This is a genomic window from Pseudoalteromonas porphyrae (assembly GCF_001298125.1).
GTDB lineage: Bacteria > Pseudomonadota > Gammaproteobacteria > Enterobacterales > Alteromonadaceae > Pseudoalteromonas > Pseudoalteromonas neustonica.
In genome coordinates this window covers 1-16075 of the sequence record NZ_LHPH01000010.1, presented here as the reverse complement: position 1 = coordinate 16075, position 16075 = coordinate 1, and the positions used below count along the sequence as shown (strand labels likewise).

General features: G+C 40.2%; 10 protein-coding genes and 1 rRNA gene. 5 read left to right on the top strand and 6 right to left on the bottom strand.

The annotated features are described in order from the left end of the window. Positions 1 to 170: 170 nt before the first annotated feature. From ADS77_RS10310 to ADS77_RS10295, 3 genes are all read left to right on the top strand, one after another. Positions 171 to 2531: a TonB-dependent receptor gene (locus ADS77_RS10310; RefSeq protein WP_054454262.1), complete on the top strand. Its 2361-nt coding sequence runs from the start codon at positions 171 to 173 to the stop codon at positions 2529 to 2531. A gap of 773 nt (positions 2532 to 3304) precedes the next feature. Continuing rightward, the gene (locus ADS77_RS10300) at positions 3305 to 3574 is read left to right on the top strand and encodes a hypothetical protein (protein WP_054205799.1); all 270 of its coding nucleotides are present in this window, start codon (positions 3305 to 3307) and stop codon (positions 3572 to 3574) included. After that, positions 3571 to 5148, top strand: coding sequence for a PepSY-associated TM helix domain-containing protein (locus tag ADS77_RS10295; protein WP_054454260.1), 1578 nt, complete (start codon positions 3571 to 3573; stop codon positions 5146 to 5148). Before ADS77_RS10300 ends, ADS77_RS10295 begins: the two co-directional genes overlap by 4 nt. A gap of 390 nt (positions 5149 to 5538) precedes the next feature. Here ADS77_RS10295 and ADS77_RS10290 read toward each other — a convergent pair whose 3' ends face one another. Next, positions 5539 to 7359: a choice-of-anchor I family protein gene (locus ADS77_RS10290; RefSeq protein ID WP_054454258.1), complete on the bottom strand. Its 1821-nt coding sequence runs from the start codon at positions 7357 to 7359 to the stop codon at positions 5539 to 5541. 152 nt (positions 7360 to 7511) lie between these two features. Further along, on the bottom strand, positions 7512 to 8789 hold the full coding sequence (locus ADS77_RS10285; protein ID WP_082355661.1) for an acyltransferase family protein: 1278 nt from the start codon (positions 8787 to 8789) through the stop codon (positions 7512 to 7514). A 197-nt stretch (positions 8790 to 8986) separates the two neighbouring features. On the opposite strand from ADS77_RS10285, the gene ADS77_RS10280 reads away from it, so the two are divergent. Together ADS77_RS10280 and ADS77_RS10275 are read left to right on the top strand one after the other, a co-directional pair. Beyond that, positions 8987 to 9856 (top strand): LytR/AlgR family response regulator transcription factor, encoded by an 870-nt coding sequence (locus ADS77_RS10280; protein WP_054454256.1) that lies wholly within the window; start codon positions 8987 to 8989, stop codon positions 9854 to 9856. Between the two features lie 431 nt (positions 9857 to 10287). Further along, complete coding sequence (locus ADS77_RS10275) at positions 10288 to 11559, top strand: LysM peptidoglycan-binding domain-containing protein (protein WP_054454253.1); 1272 nt, start codon at positions 10288 to 10290, stop codon at positions 11557 to 11559. Positions 11560 to 11633: 74 nt separating this feature from the next. Here ADS77_RS10275 and creD read toward each other — a convergent pair whose 3' ends face one another. From creD to rrf, 4 genes are all read right to left on the bottom strand, one after another. Continuing rightward, positions 11634 to 12941, bottom strand: coding sequence for a cell envelope integrity protein CreD (gene creD, locus ADS77_RS10270; protein ID WP_054205794.1), 1308 nt, complete (start codon positions 12939 to 12941; stop codon positions 11634 to 11636). 340 nt (positions 12942 to 13281) lie between these two features. Further along, positions 13282 to 14763 carry a two-component system sensor histidine kinase CreC gene (creC, locus tag ADS77_RS10265; protein WP_054205793.1) on the bottom strand — a complete coding sequence of 494 codons (1482 nt, stop codon included), beginning with the start codon at positions 14761 to 14763 and terminating at the stop codon, positions 13282 to 13284. Next, positions 14750 to 15430, bottom strand: a complete 681-nt coding sequence (locus ADS77_RS10260; protein ID WP_054205792.1) for a response regulator — start codon at positions 15428 to 15430, stop codon at positions 14750 to 14752. The genes creC and ADS77_RS10260 overlap by 14 nt, the downstream gene beginning before the upstream one ends. Before the next feature lie 461 nt (positions 15431 to 15891). After that, a 5S ribosomal RNA gene (gene rrf / locus ADS77_RS10255) occupies positions 15892 to 16006 on the bottom strand. Between the last annotated feature and the right edge of the window lie 69 nt (positions 16007 to 16075).

The following is a 16075-nucleotide window of genomic DNA, read 5'->3' as shown; positions in this document are numbered from 1 at the left end:
CCACAGCTCATCACTATACGTGTACTAATTTTATAGTGTGATTATTGCCCAATATGGTTATTCCTTCTTTACAAAACCCGAACAAAAGGCAATGCAAATGATAGTGATTTGCAAAACCACATGTTACCATTGTGAACACAAGATGAAATGTTGTAAAAAAGAAGGACTCTATGAAACGCTCGTTAGTTTCTGTTGCATTAAACATGGCTCTATTGCCAGCAGTAATACTCTCTCATACTACTCATGCCGAACAAGTGACACCTGATAGCGATAAAAAAATCGAAACTATTATGGTAACAGGCCAAAAAATAGCCCGCTCTTTACAAGAAACAACAACCAGTGTAGCGGTCTTAACGCCTGAACAACTTGAGCAACAACAGATAAACAGCTTTGATGATGTAATGATTAATATTGCAAATACGCATAGTGACAATAATCGCAGCTTTAGCATTCGCGGTATTGATGGCTTTAATGTTTCAGGCGGTGGTAATAGCTTTTTAGCCAGTATTTATGTTGATGGTGCGCCCCTACCTGCTGACTTAGTTAGAGCCGGTGCTTTTTCAACTTGGGACGCGCAACAAATTGAAGTTTTACGCGGTCCGCAATCAACACTACAAGGCAGAAATGCATTAGCGGGTGCTGTAATTTTAAATACACAAAACCCAACCTATGACTGGCAAGGCAAGTATAAACTTACCGTAGGATCCCATGGCCACCAGGATGTAGGTGTTGCTATTGGAGGTGGTATTGTTGATGAGCAACTTGCATTTCGCTTTAGTGCAGAAGAAACCAGCGATGACGGCACCGTAAAAAATACATTTGATAATTCAGATGCCAGTGCCTCTGATGAACACACATACCGCCTTAAGTTTTTATATGAACCCACAAATTTAGAAGGGTTCTCTGCCCAATTAAGTCTAATGAATGCTGAGCGATCGTACGGTACGACTACACTAGCAATTGCCGAAGGTCAAAACCCTTTTGAAAATCGCGTAACCGTTTTTAATGATCCCCGTAGACGAAAAACCAGCTCTGATCTTGCCTCTTTAACGTTGCAATACGATATTGACGATCACTTATCGATTGCGTCTTATACTACCTATTCAACTGTAGACACTTCCTTTGTCTGGGACTCTGATTATGTGGCTAAAAGGGGTATAGAGCCAACAGTCGATACTGGCAGCACTCGCAGTAATGACTCTAATATTGATACGTTAAGTCAGGAACTTCGCTTAACGTTTGATTATGATAGCTTTAGCGGTGTGTTAGGTGGTTACTATTTTAACGCTGACAGCGAGAGTACTAGCACTGGCTTAAATCATTATCAGTTATCCAGGTTTGGTTTATCTAGCGATGGCTTGCAAGCGCAGTTTAAATTGCCAAAAAATATTGCTGACTTAGTTTACAGCCAATACGATGCATTTAACCCCGCAACAACAGAAATTTATACGCAGCTAAGCAGCGAAGTAACCAGTTATGCACTGTTTGCCGATGGTGTATGGCATTTAAATAATCAATGGGATTTACTTGCCGGTATCCGCTTCGATAAAGAAAAACAAAGCAACGCTAATGACGCTAAGTACACTATTTTAAATCAAGACAAAATGCCTAACCCAGCCAATTACTCAGGCACTCCTCTTGAAGGTATTACCCCCCTTATTACGGGTATAAACAATAAACTGTTGGCCTTTGCTGCACAAGCATCAAAAACAGCGCCAATGGTAGACGCATCATTTAACACTCTATTACCTAAAATTGGTGCCAGCTATCACATTAATGATAATGCGACAGCGAGTTTCACTTACCAAAAAGGCTACCGTTCTGGTGGCGTAGGTGTAAACCAAGCAACTAGTAAAATTTTTGAGTATGATGCTGAATATACAGACAATTATGAACTTTCATACCGCTCAACTTGGCTTGATAATAAGTTAACGGTAAATGCCAATCTGTTCTACATTGATTGGAAAGATCAACAAGTTGATGTGCAGCTATCTACAAATACCTATGATAGAGAAACAAAAAATGCCGGAAGCTCAAAAGTCCAAGGCTTTGAGCTAGAGCTGAATTATTTAGTAAGCAACAACCTGACGGCATATGCGGCCATTGGCTACTCTGGCACTGAGTTTACTAATTTTAAAATAAGCATCCCGGTTGCTGATGGCTTTAAAGAAACCGATTTATCTGGGCGTCGCTTTATGGCTCCACAAAGAACCCATAATTTAGGTTTAACCTATCAAGCTGATAATGGCTTTTTTACCAACCTAAACCTTAATTATGCAAGCAATGCACCTACTGCTATCAACCCTGAACGTAATGGCGATAAGCCGGGTGACCCTTATTATGATCTACACAATGATGCACGTACTTTAGTGAACTTACAAATCGGCTATGAGTGGGAATCTGTAGGCGTTTACCTCATTGGCAAAAACCTGCTGGATGAAGAATATTTCACTTCAAACGGAGTCAGAAATCCTGATTTAGGAAAACCAAGAGAGTTTGCACTTAATATTCGTGGTGTATTTGATTTGTAAGTAAAAATTACCTAAGCCTTGTATACCCAAGCCACCTCAAGATGCAGCATTCAGCGTTTCACAGGGGCTTAATATCAAGGCGTTACTTTGCAATAATGGCAATCCCTTTTAAGAAGTAACAACGATGAGAGTGAGTCCCTGTGAAGCGCCCTGCGGGTTGGTTTTAAAGCGATTTATACTACGTTATTGATTTTAACAATAGAACCACTATTACTTGCAATCAATGCCTTGCCTAAATCGCTTTAAATTCCAACTGAAACTCACATCTTGAGGTCGCTTGGGTATAAATGCATGATTCAGCGCTTCACAGGGTCAGAACCTAGGCGCTTTGCAGAGAGTAAGCCTCTGCAAAGCGCCAGATAGTTGGTTTAAAAAGATGTCAGTTCAGCTGGCGTCTTTTTGTCGTTTAAACAATATAAAAATAATATTTAAAGGAATAGAAATGAGCTACTTTTTTTTGCTACCAGCTTATTGGCTGTGTGGCATTTTGTTATATGGGGCAAGCCCTAGGCAAAAATTTATAAACCCCAATCAGCGTGTACCGCCAAAATGGTTAACCTTGTTGTTTACGACCGGTTTATTAATTTTAACTGTATCGCTGATGCTTATTGCTAATACAGGCATTTTTATTGCGCTTCTTTACGTATTCATTTTATTTATGTTTTTTATTCCTGCCCCTGTTTTTTTACTCTCGCACAGACCTAAATGGGCTTGGCCAAGCGTTGGTTTTTTTTGCTGCCTCGCGGCGGTATTTCACTTATTAGGAGCAACTCATGTGGCATAAAACATTTGCCGGAATGTTAAGTGGCTTAATTGTAATGATACTGGTGCCAAGCATCATTAGCTTAATATTCCCTCAACTAGTCGGGCTTATTTTAGCGCTTGGATTGGTATTCGCTTTATCAGCATGGGCTGGCGTGATGACTTGGTGCTATGGTGCAAATACAAATAAACAAGCATGGTTAAGAGCTGCTAAGGCGGCCATTCCAACCATTATTATCTTCATTGGCGTATTTTTAACTGCTACGGGGCCAACAGTATGAATAAAGAGACCTTAAAAAACCTTACACATGCTCATGCGTGGCTTGGGTTAATTATCTCTGGCGTATTAATGATTGTATTTGTGTGCGGCTCAATTTCGTTTTTCCGCCATAATATTACACAGTGGGATAGCCAGTATCATGCTCCTGCGGCCGCTTCGGGTGAAGTGGTGCCTGTATCAACAATTCTAGATAATATCGCAGCTCAAAATTTTGCTATTCCTGCCCATCATAATTTATTAATTGCACTACCATCAGCAGAGCAACCTTATTATTACACCGCGTTCGAAACTGAAACTGCGGATGGTCATCATGTTGACCACCAGCTAAATTTTGATGCTGTTACAGGGCAGCAGCTACCATTTGATCTTGATACCTTTTATTTGAGTGACATGCTCTATAATTTACATATCAGCTTATTACTCCCTTATGGCACTGAAATAGTGGGTGTAATTACCTTGCTCTTTTTTGTGATGGTGATGTCTGGTTTATGTATGGTATTGAAAAAAATGATCAGTCATTTTTATCAATACCGTACAAATCGTAATAAAGATACTTACCTTGATGGGCATACTTTAATTGGTGTTTCATCACTGCCATTTACCTTTGTTTTTGCACTGACTGGGGTTATGTTTAATTTAAGTATTGTGCTACAAGCAGGTTTTGGTTTTGCTGTTTTTAAAGGTGATATACCTGCTTTAATACAAACGGCAGGCTTTTTTCAATTCCCTCAAGTGGAATATTCTGGCAATGCTGTAAACAATAGCCAAGTTGATGTCATCCTCAAAAAAACCCAAACACAGTACCCAAACCAAGCTATTAAAATAATAAACATTTATGGTGCAGGAGACGAAAATGGCGAGGTAGAAGTTAGGCTACATGAGCAAAACAGTTTAGTGCCCACAACATACCTTACTTATAAGCTTAAAGATGCCTCGTTTATTGATGAGTATAATTCAAAGCAAGCGCCTACAGCAGCCACTTACACTGTACTAAGTAATCTACATTTTGGCGAGTTTGGTGGGATCACGCTTAAGTTTGTGTACTTTATTTTAGGGTTTAGTTGTTGTTATTTAATTTTATCCGGCAACCTTATTTGGCTAGAAAAGCGAGAAAATAACCGCCAACAAAGTAAGCGAGGATTAGCTTTTGTAAAAGCCATGACCTTAGCTCTTTCAACAGGAACATTAATCGCCGTAGCCTGCAGCTTTATTGGCGCACGGCTTACTCCTATTAGCTGGGATCGAACCGAACTACTGCCTACCTTGTTCTTTTGTGCTATTGGAGTCAGTTTATTACATGCAATATTTAATAGTATGCAGCGCCAGCGCGTTCGTTTAGCGATGGTACAACAGTTATTTGTTGCAGCATTACTATTTACAATTTGCCCTATTTACGACCTTATAAATACTATTTTTGGACACACCACGCACAGTTACCAATTATTAGATGTGGTTTTAGTCAATGCGATGTTGTTAGTTGTAGCGGGGTTTTGTTTTACTTTAGCGCAATACAAACGCCGAGGTTTGGTGAAAAATAGTGCATTTGACGATACGCCAAAACCAATTTTGGAATAACTCAACCACATAATAAAATGGCGCACTGTTTAGTACGCCATTACATTGTAGGTCGTCATTTATGGCGACAACCTAAAGTATAACCCTACAGTAAACACCTTTACGCGCTAAAGCACGCCCTACATTGTAGGTCGTCATTTATGGCGACACAGCATAAACAGCCAAATTCACCTTTACGCGCTAAAGCACGTCCTACATTGTAGGTCGTCATTTATGGCGACAATCCAAAGTATAACCCTACAGCAAACACCTTTTCGCGCTAAAGCACGCCCTACATTGTAGGTCGTCATTTATGGCGACAACCTAAAATATAACCCTACAGTAAACACCTTTACGCGCTAGAAAATAAAAGGACGCACTGTGTATGTGCGCCATTTTTAAGTTAAATAATTACTTAAGTGCAATTTCCCATACTGCTATTGAACCTGATATTTCATTACCTACAATCAGCAATGCTTTGCCTGTCGCACTTTGCTCAGCTGGTACAAATGCCATGCCCTCTGGCGCTAAATCGCCAGTGATATCTGCCCCTTCTGTCGTGCCACGGTTATAAAAATAATCAGTGTATTTAACGTCAAATGGGTTGGTGATGTCGTATACCATAATGCCACCCATACGCTCTAATCCAACAAACGCAAATAAACGCTCGCCAACTTTACCAAGCGCTAATGCTTCAGGCTCCGGCCCTTTAGCATCTGAGCGGGTATCGCCTTCATTGGTATCTTCATCGTTATTAAACGCGCTGCCATGGATAGATGCGGTAATGCGCTCAATTTGATCCCCAGAATCAAATACCACTAAGCCATTGCTATCCCAAATAGTGAATGAGCGTGCACCGTAAGTATAAAGCTGCTCATATTGCCCATCGTTATCTGCATCGCCTTTCACTGTGGTTACTTTTAAACGGCCAATATCGTCATTGTCGTTATTCAGATAAGAGAAGTTCGCCGCGAGCGTTAAATCTTTTGCGCGTGACTCATCAATGTACGCCAAGCAGCCGTCTTTATCGTCAAAATCAAGACCGCCTTTTGCTGTACAGTCTGCGGCATTGGCTGCATCAAAAAAGTACTCTCGGCCATCACCTTCGTTTGCACTGACAATGAAGTTTGCCCCTTTGTAGCTAAAGCTGGAAATAGTATCTGGCTGATACATACCAAATAAACCTGGGTACTTCTGAAAATTAACTTTGCCGTCTTTATCTGACGCATCCATGGTCAAGTTAGACCAATCTTTAAAACCAAGCCCCATCAACTTTAGGCTGTTGTCTGTTAAATCAACCACAGCCAAGCCGTTATTTTCTTGAATAGACACGTACGCGTAGCGGTTATCTTTGGAGATACTGACATACTCAGGCTCTAAATCCATTGCCACCGTTGTATTAATAACCTTGCCATTAATCGTTCGCCCTGTGGGATTGGCAAATACAAAACCTTGTGCCTCTAGCTCTGTTTGTTTGTCGTTATAGGCTGTAAAATCAAGCATTGTAGCTGCATCTGCAATCGCCCCGTTATTAACACTGATAATGCTAATACTGCCAAGTGGATCTACACTGTAATCGCCTGCAGGCTCACCTTCATTTGCAACCACTACCTTGCTACCGTCATGGGTGAATGTCACCATATCTGGCAATGCACCAACCATTACATTTTTAATAAAAACAGGGACATCGCCTGCGATGTTATAAAAGGCAATGTAACCTGCTTCACCAACCGTTTTAGATGCCATTGCCACAGCAAGGATCTGGTTATTCTCATCAATTGCAATACTGTTTGCATCACCGGTGGTGTGATCATTTAAAGTAATGGTGATCGCGCTTGTTAAATTAGTTGCCGTAACAATGCCTTCATTATTTTTTACCATGGCGGCGCTATCAAGGCTTTGTGCTGGCAAAATATTTACAACGGCAACATCACCGGAGCTGTTAATTGCATAAATCCACTTTTTTGAAGCCTGGTAAGCAACAATTTCAGCTGCCCCTTCAGGGCTTTGTGCATTTAGTACCGCGCGACCAACTAAGTTAATATCTAAAAGTCGATTCGCGTCTTGACCATTTTCACCATTAGCGCCATCGCCCCCATCAACTCCATTTTGACCATCAACACCGGCAGCTCCTTGCTCTCCCTGCGGACCAGTTAAACCGTCGTCGCCATCAAGCGAGCACCCTGTTAAAGCACAAAGTAATGAAATTGCGAGCAATGAACGTTTTAGCATGAAAAAACCCTTTTAATTTTTTGGATAATTAATTGGGGCATAGTGCATCACATGTGTATGACTAATGGGCTACTGTTTTATGGTTTTTTTATGACAACTAATAATGCAGGGCAACTCTTAACTCAGCCCTAAATCACTTCTTAAATCACTTTCTAAATAAGTAATACCAACATCAACGGGCTAATAATCCCAAATCCAATCAACCGCGCATAAAAGCGAAGTTTTCTGCTGTATTGCCCGCTAGGCTTTATACCAAACAACGGGCAAAGAACATCGAATCCGCTAATCACTTCATAGAAAAACCAACAAATCATAAAAGTAAGACTGATGATAGCAAGAGGCTCAATGATTACTCCCAATTGCATTGGCGTAAACCAAAACGCCAAGGCGATGATCACGCTTTGATGTAAAATATAAAATGGGAAAACGGCGCCATTAAGCTTGCTAAGTATCGGATGGTTGCGATTCAAAAAACGCTGTGCGAGGGCTAACATCAGTACTACACCAAGTAAACGCTGGGTGGTATAAAGCATGTCCATGCTAGTGATTTGCCATTGGCTAGATGCAGGGTTTTGCCAAATAATATGATAGCCCGCAACAACTAATAGATAACCGACAATAAATAGCCCTAGCAACACCCGCCAACAGCGCAGTAATTGGTTATAAAATACTGGCTGCCACGCAAGCAAATAACCATAAAGTAAAAACAACGCGCCCATGGGATAACGAAACGTATCACTCGGCCAGCTCAATTTTAGCGCGCAAAGCGGCAACAGTAATACAATGAAAATAATAAGCAGTGACTGCTCACACAAGTACGTAATTAAAGCCTGAACTTTAGAAAGATGTAGTAAAGGTAAAATCAGCACAAGCAACAAGGTAAATTGCCATAATGAGCGTAAATACCAAAGGTGATTTACATCAACATGGGGCCAAATACCGGCACTATAATTTTTAAAAATCGGGTGTGATAAATCAAAAAATGCCTGATAAAACTGCCAATAATTCAGCGTTAAACCACTTTCTTGTGACATTTGCGCATACAGCTGTACCGGAACTACAAACCAGATCCCAACAAGCAAGGGCAATAATATGAGTATACTGCGACTAACTAAAAAATCCCAAAAAGACAAACGCGCCGCAATGAAGCGCAGTGCAACGCCAGAGATAAACCAAATCAGTCCCATTCGCCAGGGCGATAGTAATAGCATGGCATTTTCAACACCGCTGCTTAGATATTGGCTTTTGAAATGAAAACCCCAGCTTTGGCTGTACAGCATACCTGTGTGATAAAAAATAAGTAAACCAAATGCCAACACTCTTAGCCAATCGAGCTCATAGCGCCGCGGTAAACTTTCACAAGAGTGATTAAACACATTTCGCCAAGGTGAAAAAACACTCCCTAGCCCATTTTTTAGTTGTTTGACCATGACTTACATCCATACCTTAATATGTGTATTAATGTAGTGAAGATAATCTTAATTCCCAGTATAAAAGGCTGATAAAACAATACGTAGGGATAAACGGTGGCTCACAGGGACGGTAGCCGATGAAAAGTATTGCCTATTATTACCTGCTTGCTATGCTCAAGCTTATTGGAATAATTTTTGCGATAACTCTGTAAAGTATGCACACATTAAATAGCGCTCAACTACACCACTTTCAACACTACCAAAAATGGTATGCCGCTATTTCTCTAGCATTGTATGTGTTTATTAACAACAGTATTAACGCCACCTCTCAAATTATGGAAGCGCAGCGCGATGGCGCATTACCATTTCTGTTGTGGGAGCCTTTTGTGTGGGAATACACGAGCGCTGTTAGTACCTTATTACTCATACCAGCTCTTTTATACTTGCTAAAACACCATCCTTTTAATTGGCAAGCAGTGAACCGCTCAATCGCTTTATATTTTGCAGCATCTGTACTTTATTGTGTGCTGCACGTTGGGGTGATGATTGGATTGCGCAAGCTTATCTATTGGCTACAAGCGCGCGCTTATGACTTTGGCCTGAATTGGTTTGAGCTGTTATATGAATACCGCAAAGATCTGTGGGCGTTTTTGTTTTTTATCGTCGTTATTAAAGTATTTAGTTATGTTTTCGCTCAAATCATAGGGGAAGCGACCACTTTGGCAAATAATGAAGAAGAGCTTATCCCCACCCAATTCGATCGTTTTTTAGTAAAAAAGCTCGGTAAAGAGTTTATCGTTAAAGTGAACAACATAGACTGGTTAGAATCATCTGGGAATTATGTAAACCTGCACTGCGCAGAACGTATTTACCCACTTCGCGCTACATTAACTCAGCTTAGCAGTAATTTAGAATCTCAAGGGTTTTGCCGTATTCATCGCTCTCATGCAATTCGCTTAGATGCAGTTGAATCGATCACACCATTATCTAGCGGCGATAGTGAAATAAAACTAACCACGGGTAAGGTACTTAATTTATCCCGACGTTATAAAGATCAATTTAAAACTCACTTAAATATTAATTAACCCCAACTTTGGTTAAGATGCTAATTAACATAGTAATATTAGGGCGTGTTGACCTTTCGTGATTGATTTTGCAGCAGACTGTTTGGTATTTAGGCAAGGCAGCGCCTATGGTGTGTGGTTGTTCCCCATAAATAGGCGATAACGCAGTATAAATGCCAAACATGCGCTGCCCAAAGGGTTCTTCCTAGGGGCGATTGACTCTTTGTTACCTACACGGATGTAGGTAAGGGGCGTGAGCAGGACGCGGAAGCTTTGCTCGGTTTTTGCTTAGCCCGCTAGGTTACAAACCTCGCGCCGCGATTAAATCGCCCCTAGATTGAACAAACTTCAATCCACAAAGGTCAACACGCCCTAGTGTTGTTAGTACTCTCCAGCTAGCGTTCGTTTTTAGCTAGGCTGACCTCATCGACATTTTAGGAGTGATTTCATACGTGTTTTCTAATCGATATATCGGTATTTTTCCGCTCATTTTTGTTTTATCTGGCTGTGAAACCACATCTGAAAAGCCAACCCCTCAAACAGTTATTACAGCACAGCCAAGCTCCGTTATTAGTCAGCAAAGTGAAGCGATTGAGCAGGTAGCGCCTTTAGCCCCTCAAACGCTAGATGATGTTTGGCAACGTATTCGCGTACAGTTAAGCTTTGCTAATTCAAGCCACCCAGATGTACAGCAACGCATAGCGTGGTATTTATCTCACCCAAACTATATGGATGAAATTAGCCGCCGAGCCGAACCTTACCTTTACTATATTGTAAACGAAGTCGAAAAACGCGGGTTACCCATTGAATTGGCATTAATGCCGCTGATTGAAAGTGACTTTGATGCAAGTGCCTATTCACATAAACATGCTTCAGGGTTATGGCAACTGACTCCCGCAATTGCCAAGCACTTTAAAGTGCACATATCTCCTTGGTACGATGGGCGTCAGGATGTTATAGATAGTACCCGCGCAGCGCTCGATTTTATGGAGTATTTATATCTACGTTTTGACGGTGATTGGTATCATACTGTTGCGGCCTATAATCTAGGCGAAGGACGTGTATTGAGGGCAATTCGTAACAATAAAAAACAGGGTAAACCGACCGATTTTTTTAGTTTAAAGTTACCAAAACAAACAAGTCAGTACGTACCTAAATTACTTGCTGCGGCGCAATTATTAAAAAGCCAGAAAATGGCATTTCCAGTAATTCCAAATAAAAATGCTATTGCTGTGGTGCCTGTATCGGGATCGGTTATTTTAGATAACAAAGATAAATGGCAACAACTAGAATCATTAAATAATGGCGTGATCCGCTTTCCTGCTATTATTGATGCACCGCACATCGTTGTCCCTATAGATAAACAAGCCGCATTTAAAAGCATGCTCGCAAGTCAAAAAAGTAACGATTTCAGTCAATGGCAGCATTATACAATTCAATCTGGTGACAGTCTCAGTGTGATAGCTAAACGCTATGCGATCAGTGTGAATCAATTAAAAGCATTTAATAACCTAACGAGTAACCGCATTCGCGCGGGGAGTAAATTGATCCTCCCTATACTTGCCGATCAAGAAATTGAGCATAAAGTAAAATCGGGAGAAAGCTTATGGAAAATCGCGAAGCATTACAAAGTCAGTATAAATAAACTAAAACAATGGAATAATCTCTCAAGCGACCATTTAAAAATAGGCGAAAAGCTAACTGTATTTTTGTCTAATAGTTAATAAACCTGAACTCTGAATAATCATAAAAGGGCCGATAAAATTATCAGCCCTTTTATTATTTGAGCGAAGGTTACTTAAGTAACCTCGTTATCAGCTTGCGGCTTTGTGCTATACCAGTTTACGGTTCGAGTGAGCATCATAATCAAACTGAGTACTGCAAACACCAATACACTGCCCATCAATAATGCATAATCTTCCGCACTTAATAAGCCAAATAATAAACCATATAAAAACACAACACCGAGGAAGAAAAACCCACCATGTTTACTATTTTTAAGCATGCCCGCAACATAGATACTGAGTAAAAATGCGGATGAAAGAGCTGATAAAAGATACGCCAGATTAAACCCTAAATGCTCACTTAAAGAAATCAACAGTAAATAAAAAACAGCTAGAGCAAGTCCGACAAAACCATATTGTACAGGGTGTATTGGCTCACCACGCAATACCTCAAGTAAAAAGAAACTAGCAAACACCAGTAAGATCACGAGTAAAGCATAATTACTTGCGCGATAACTTTTAAGATAATGATTTACGCCATCAACTAAATTAACCCCCATGCTGCGCTGCTTAAATTGCGCACATTCATTTTGAAATAAACAATGGTTAAATAACTCCTGCAGGTTCGTGGCAAAATAATTTGTTTGCCAACTTGCTGAGAAGCTTTGCTGTGAAATATTCGATTCAATTGGGAGGTAGTCGCCGACAAAACTTGGATGAGGCCAATCAGCTTGCATCGTTAATGAGGTTTCTTTGCCAACAGGCGCTAAAGCAAGTTTGCGCATACCTTGCAAATTTAAGTCAATTTGGTACGGTAAAATAGGCGCTTCCATGATGCTTGCATAATCAAGTTCAATACGAACCCCTTCTGGTAATTGTGCGATTTGCGTACCCGGTAACAATTTGTAGGTGTGATCATTCATACTTATTTGAGAGCCTTGCCCAATCCCTCGGATATCAGCAATGGCCATAACAAGATTAAGCCGCTTTATTTTTTTGCCTGCTAATGGTTTTAATGACGTTGTATCAAACACACCATCAAACCTATTTTTTGAACGATATAGAAGAGCTTTATAAATGCCCCGGTATTTTTCGAATGTTGATAATGTGCTGTCTATATTCAGTGATTCAGGCAATAGCAAAACACTTACGGCATGATCTATCGTTTTACCATCTCGAGTGCTGGTTTCAATATATTCAGCATGAATAAAAGGACCAATAATTTGTTGCTCAGCACTACTACTTTTTGCAATATCTGCTTGAACTTGATCTTGCAGATCAGCTCGCTCATCTATTAAATTTTGGATCATAAAAATTGGGATAAGTAGCAGGACAATTAAACCTATGATTATCAACAATTTTGTTTCTATTTTTTGTTTCATCTATATTCGCTCCATGTATTATTTAAATATACCCAAGCCACCTCAAGATGCGAGTTTCAGTTGGAATTTAAAGCGATTTAGGCAAGGCATTGATTGCAAGTAATAGTGGTTCTATTGTTAAAATCAATAACGTAGTATAAATCGCTTTAAAACCAACCCGCAGGGCGCTTCACAGGGACTTACTCTCATCGTTGTTCCTTCTTAAAAGGGATTGCCATTGTTTCAAAGTAACGCCTTGATATTAAGCCCCTGTGAAACGCTGAATTCTGCATCTTGAGGTGGCTTGGGTATACATGGTAACGAAGCTATGTGGAGTTATGGTGGGTCTTAAGTGGAGCTTTTATGGAGTTGGTACTGTGATCTCAACCAACACCCCTTGTTCAATATTACTTATAGTGAGTTCCCCTTTATGTAATTTAATGACTTGCTCTACAAAATTTAAACCTAAGCCTGTGCTTTTATTACCGTTAGCACGAGGCAGTGAGTAAAAGCGCTCTGTAATGCGCAACAGCGCATAATCAGGAATACAAGAGCCCGTATTACTAATTTTAATACTCACCATGCGCTGACGTAATTCTACGAAGATATTGATTTGACCGCTTTCGAATAAAAAGTCGAACGCATTATCAACAATGTTATAAAAAGCCTGCTGTATTAAAAAGCGGTCTCCCATTAACTGCATACTAGAGTCACATTGAATTGTTATTAGGGCATTTTTATTAGTGGCTTTAGCTATAAAAGAACCCTTTATTGCCTCAAGTAATGGGGCTATAAAAATAACTTCTCGCTTTTCAAGTTCAGGAAGTTGCTCTAGTTTCGTTAATGCTAATAACTTATCTATCAACTTTTGCATTCGTGCTGTTTCTGATTCAATATTACTAGCAAATAACTGCTGTTTATCATTACTTAGCGGGGTTTGTAGGATCTCACTCGCGCCTTTAATCGCTGATAATGGACTTTTCAATTCATGTGTTAGAGTTTGCACATAGTTTTCTACATAGCTTTTACCATCTAGTTGACGGCGCATTTTCTCAAGTGCATCACTGAGTAACCCATATTCATAAAATACTCTAAAAGTCGGTTTATTGGCCTTTTCACCCCGGCCTATTTTGTCGGCATAATTAGCTAGCTTATACAAAGCGCTATTGATCCGCCAAGCGATCAAAGCCCCTACTATTAATGCCAATATACTCATCACCGCTAGCCAACTTAATACACGGTACTTAGACATATTAATAAATGGTTGCACCGATCGGTTTGCTTTAGCTACCGTGACAGCGCCAATGATTTTTTCATTATGGATAATCGGCGCAGCTACATGCATCACAGTAGAAAGGGGATCACTTGAATCCAAGGCTGTAGAGCGTGCACCATATTCTCCTCGTAATGTCAGATACACATCATTCCAGCGCGAAAAATCTTTACCTATATCTTGCTGCCAAGAATCAAGGACAACAACTCCATCAGCATTAGTAATATAAATACGGTGATTAATTGCAGGCTTGCTAATCCCCCAAATGGCCGCATTAGGCTCTCGCATACCGTATGAATTAATCTGTTTAGCGAACTTACCTTCTACCAATGTACCCTGAACAAGATCTTCTCGGGCCATGACAGCGAGTAAATTAGCCATATCAACGAGAGTTTCTTCACTTACTTGACGCACCGTTGGTTTTATTTCGCGCATTACAGTAGAGCTAACCAAGTAAGTTGTTAATATAACGAGTACAAAATAGAGTAAAAATAATCTAAACCCCAGAGGGATTTTAGGCCAGCGCTTAAATCGAGATAACCCTTGAGTAATCTGTTTAAACGGGCTCATAAAAGTACCCAAAGCCACGCTTTGTATGAATCAATTCATCTGTACCTGCTGTGCGTAACTTGTTTCTAATCGCTTTAATATGACTATCAATATTACGAGCATACATACTCTCTTGGCATAGTTCAGCTGATGATAATAATTGCTCGCGAGAAAATACCTGCCGTGGTTGTGAGACTAGTTTATCGAGTACCTTAAACTCCAAAGCAGTTAGACCAAGCGATTGCTTTGCATAATAATAATCGTAGTTTTCACTATAAAGCACAGGTTTACTTTGAAAGGAATCTAACAGTGGCGCCGAAACACGATGTGGTTTTAAACGAAGTTTCACGCGAGCTAGCATTTCTCTAGGGCTAAACGGCTTAGTAACGTAGTCATCACCACCTATCTCTAAACCAACTACACGATCTATTTCATCATTGCGGGCTGTTAAAAAAATAATAGGTAATGATGAAAACTCTCGGATCTGCTTACATAACTCAAAACCGTTAGCATCGGGTAAACCAATATCCAAAATGAGTAAATCAGTACTAATTGCTTTTAAATGTTCAAGCCCCGCGCCAGCAGTTGAAAACCAGGCGACTTTAAATCCATCCATTTCGAGTGTATGAATTAACGTATCAGCAATCGCTTTCTCATCCTCAATAATTACAACCTGTATACAAGACATATCGACCACTTCCCTTAACAACCTCATTAGCAGGCATAATAGTTACAGTTAGTTATAGCCCAGTCAATAAAGATAATAATTTGCACAAGTTGCTGTTCACTTATGGAGTTTGTATTTACTGTTCAAGAGACCAAGCTATCCTGAAAAAATATAGTCCCTTGCTGTCAACCTATTGTAGATCGTGATTTATCGTGACATGAAAATGCGTTGCGAAGAGAGTATATGGGGCTCTGGGGAATACTGTATATGCCTTCAAGCTAAAGCCTGACCTACAATAAAATACCTGCAAGTTGATTGTAAAACCGTCGGTCGTGATTTATCGCGACAACCGATATATGAGGGTATATCGCTTTCAGATGAACGCCTGAGCGACATTGACCACCTTGCACCTTGCTCACTTTTTCACTTTCCTGCAGACGTAAAAAAGCCCGACTCTATGAGTCGGGCTTTCTTTATTTGGAGCCTGGCGATGACCTACTTTCACATAACAAATGCTACACTATCATCGGCGCTGTTTCGTTTCACTACTGAGTTCGGCATGGGATCAGGTGGGTCCAAAACGCTATTGTCACCAAGCAAATTTGGTGTCAGTTCGTATCTCTACGCACTAACTAAAATTTGAAAATGCTGATAATTGTCTTCTTA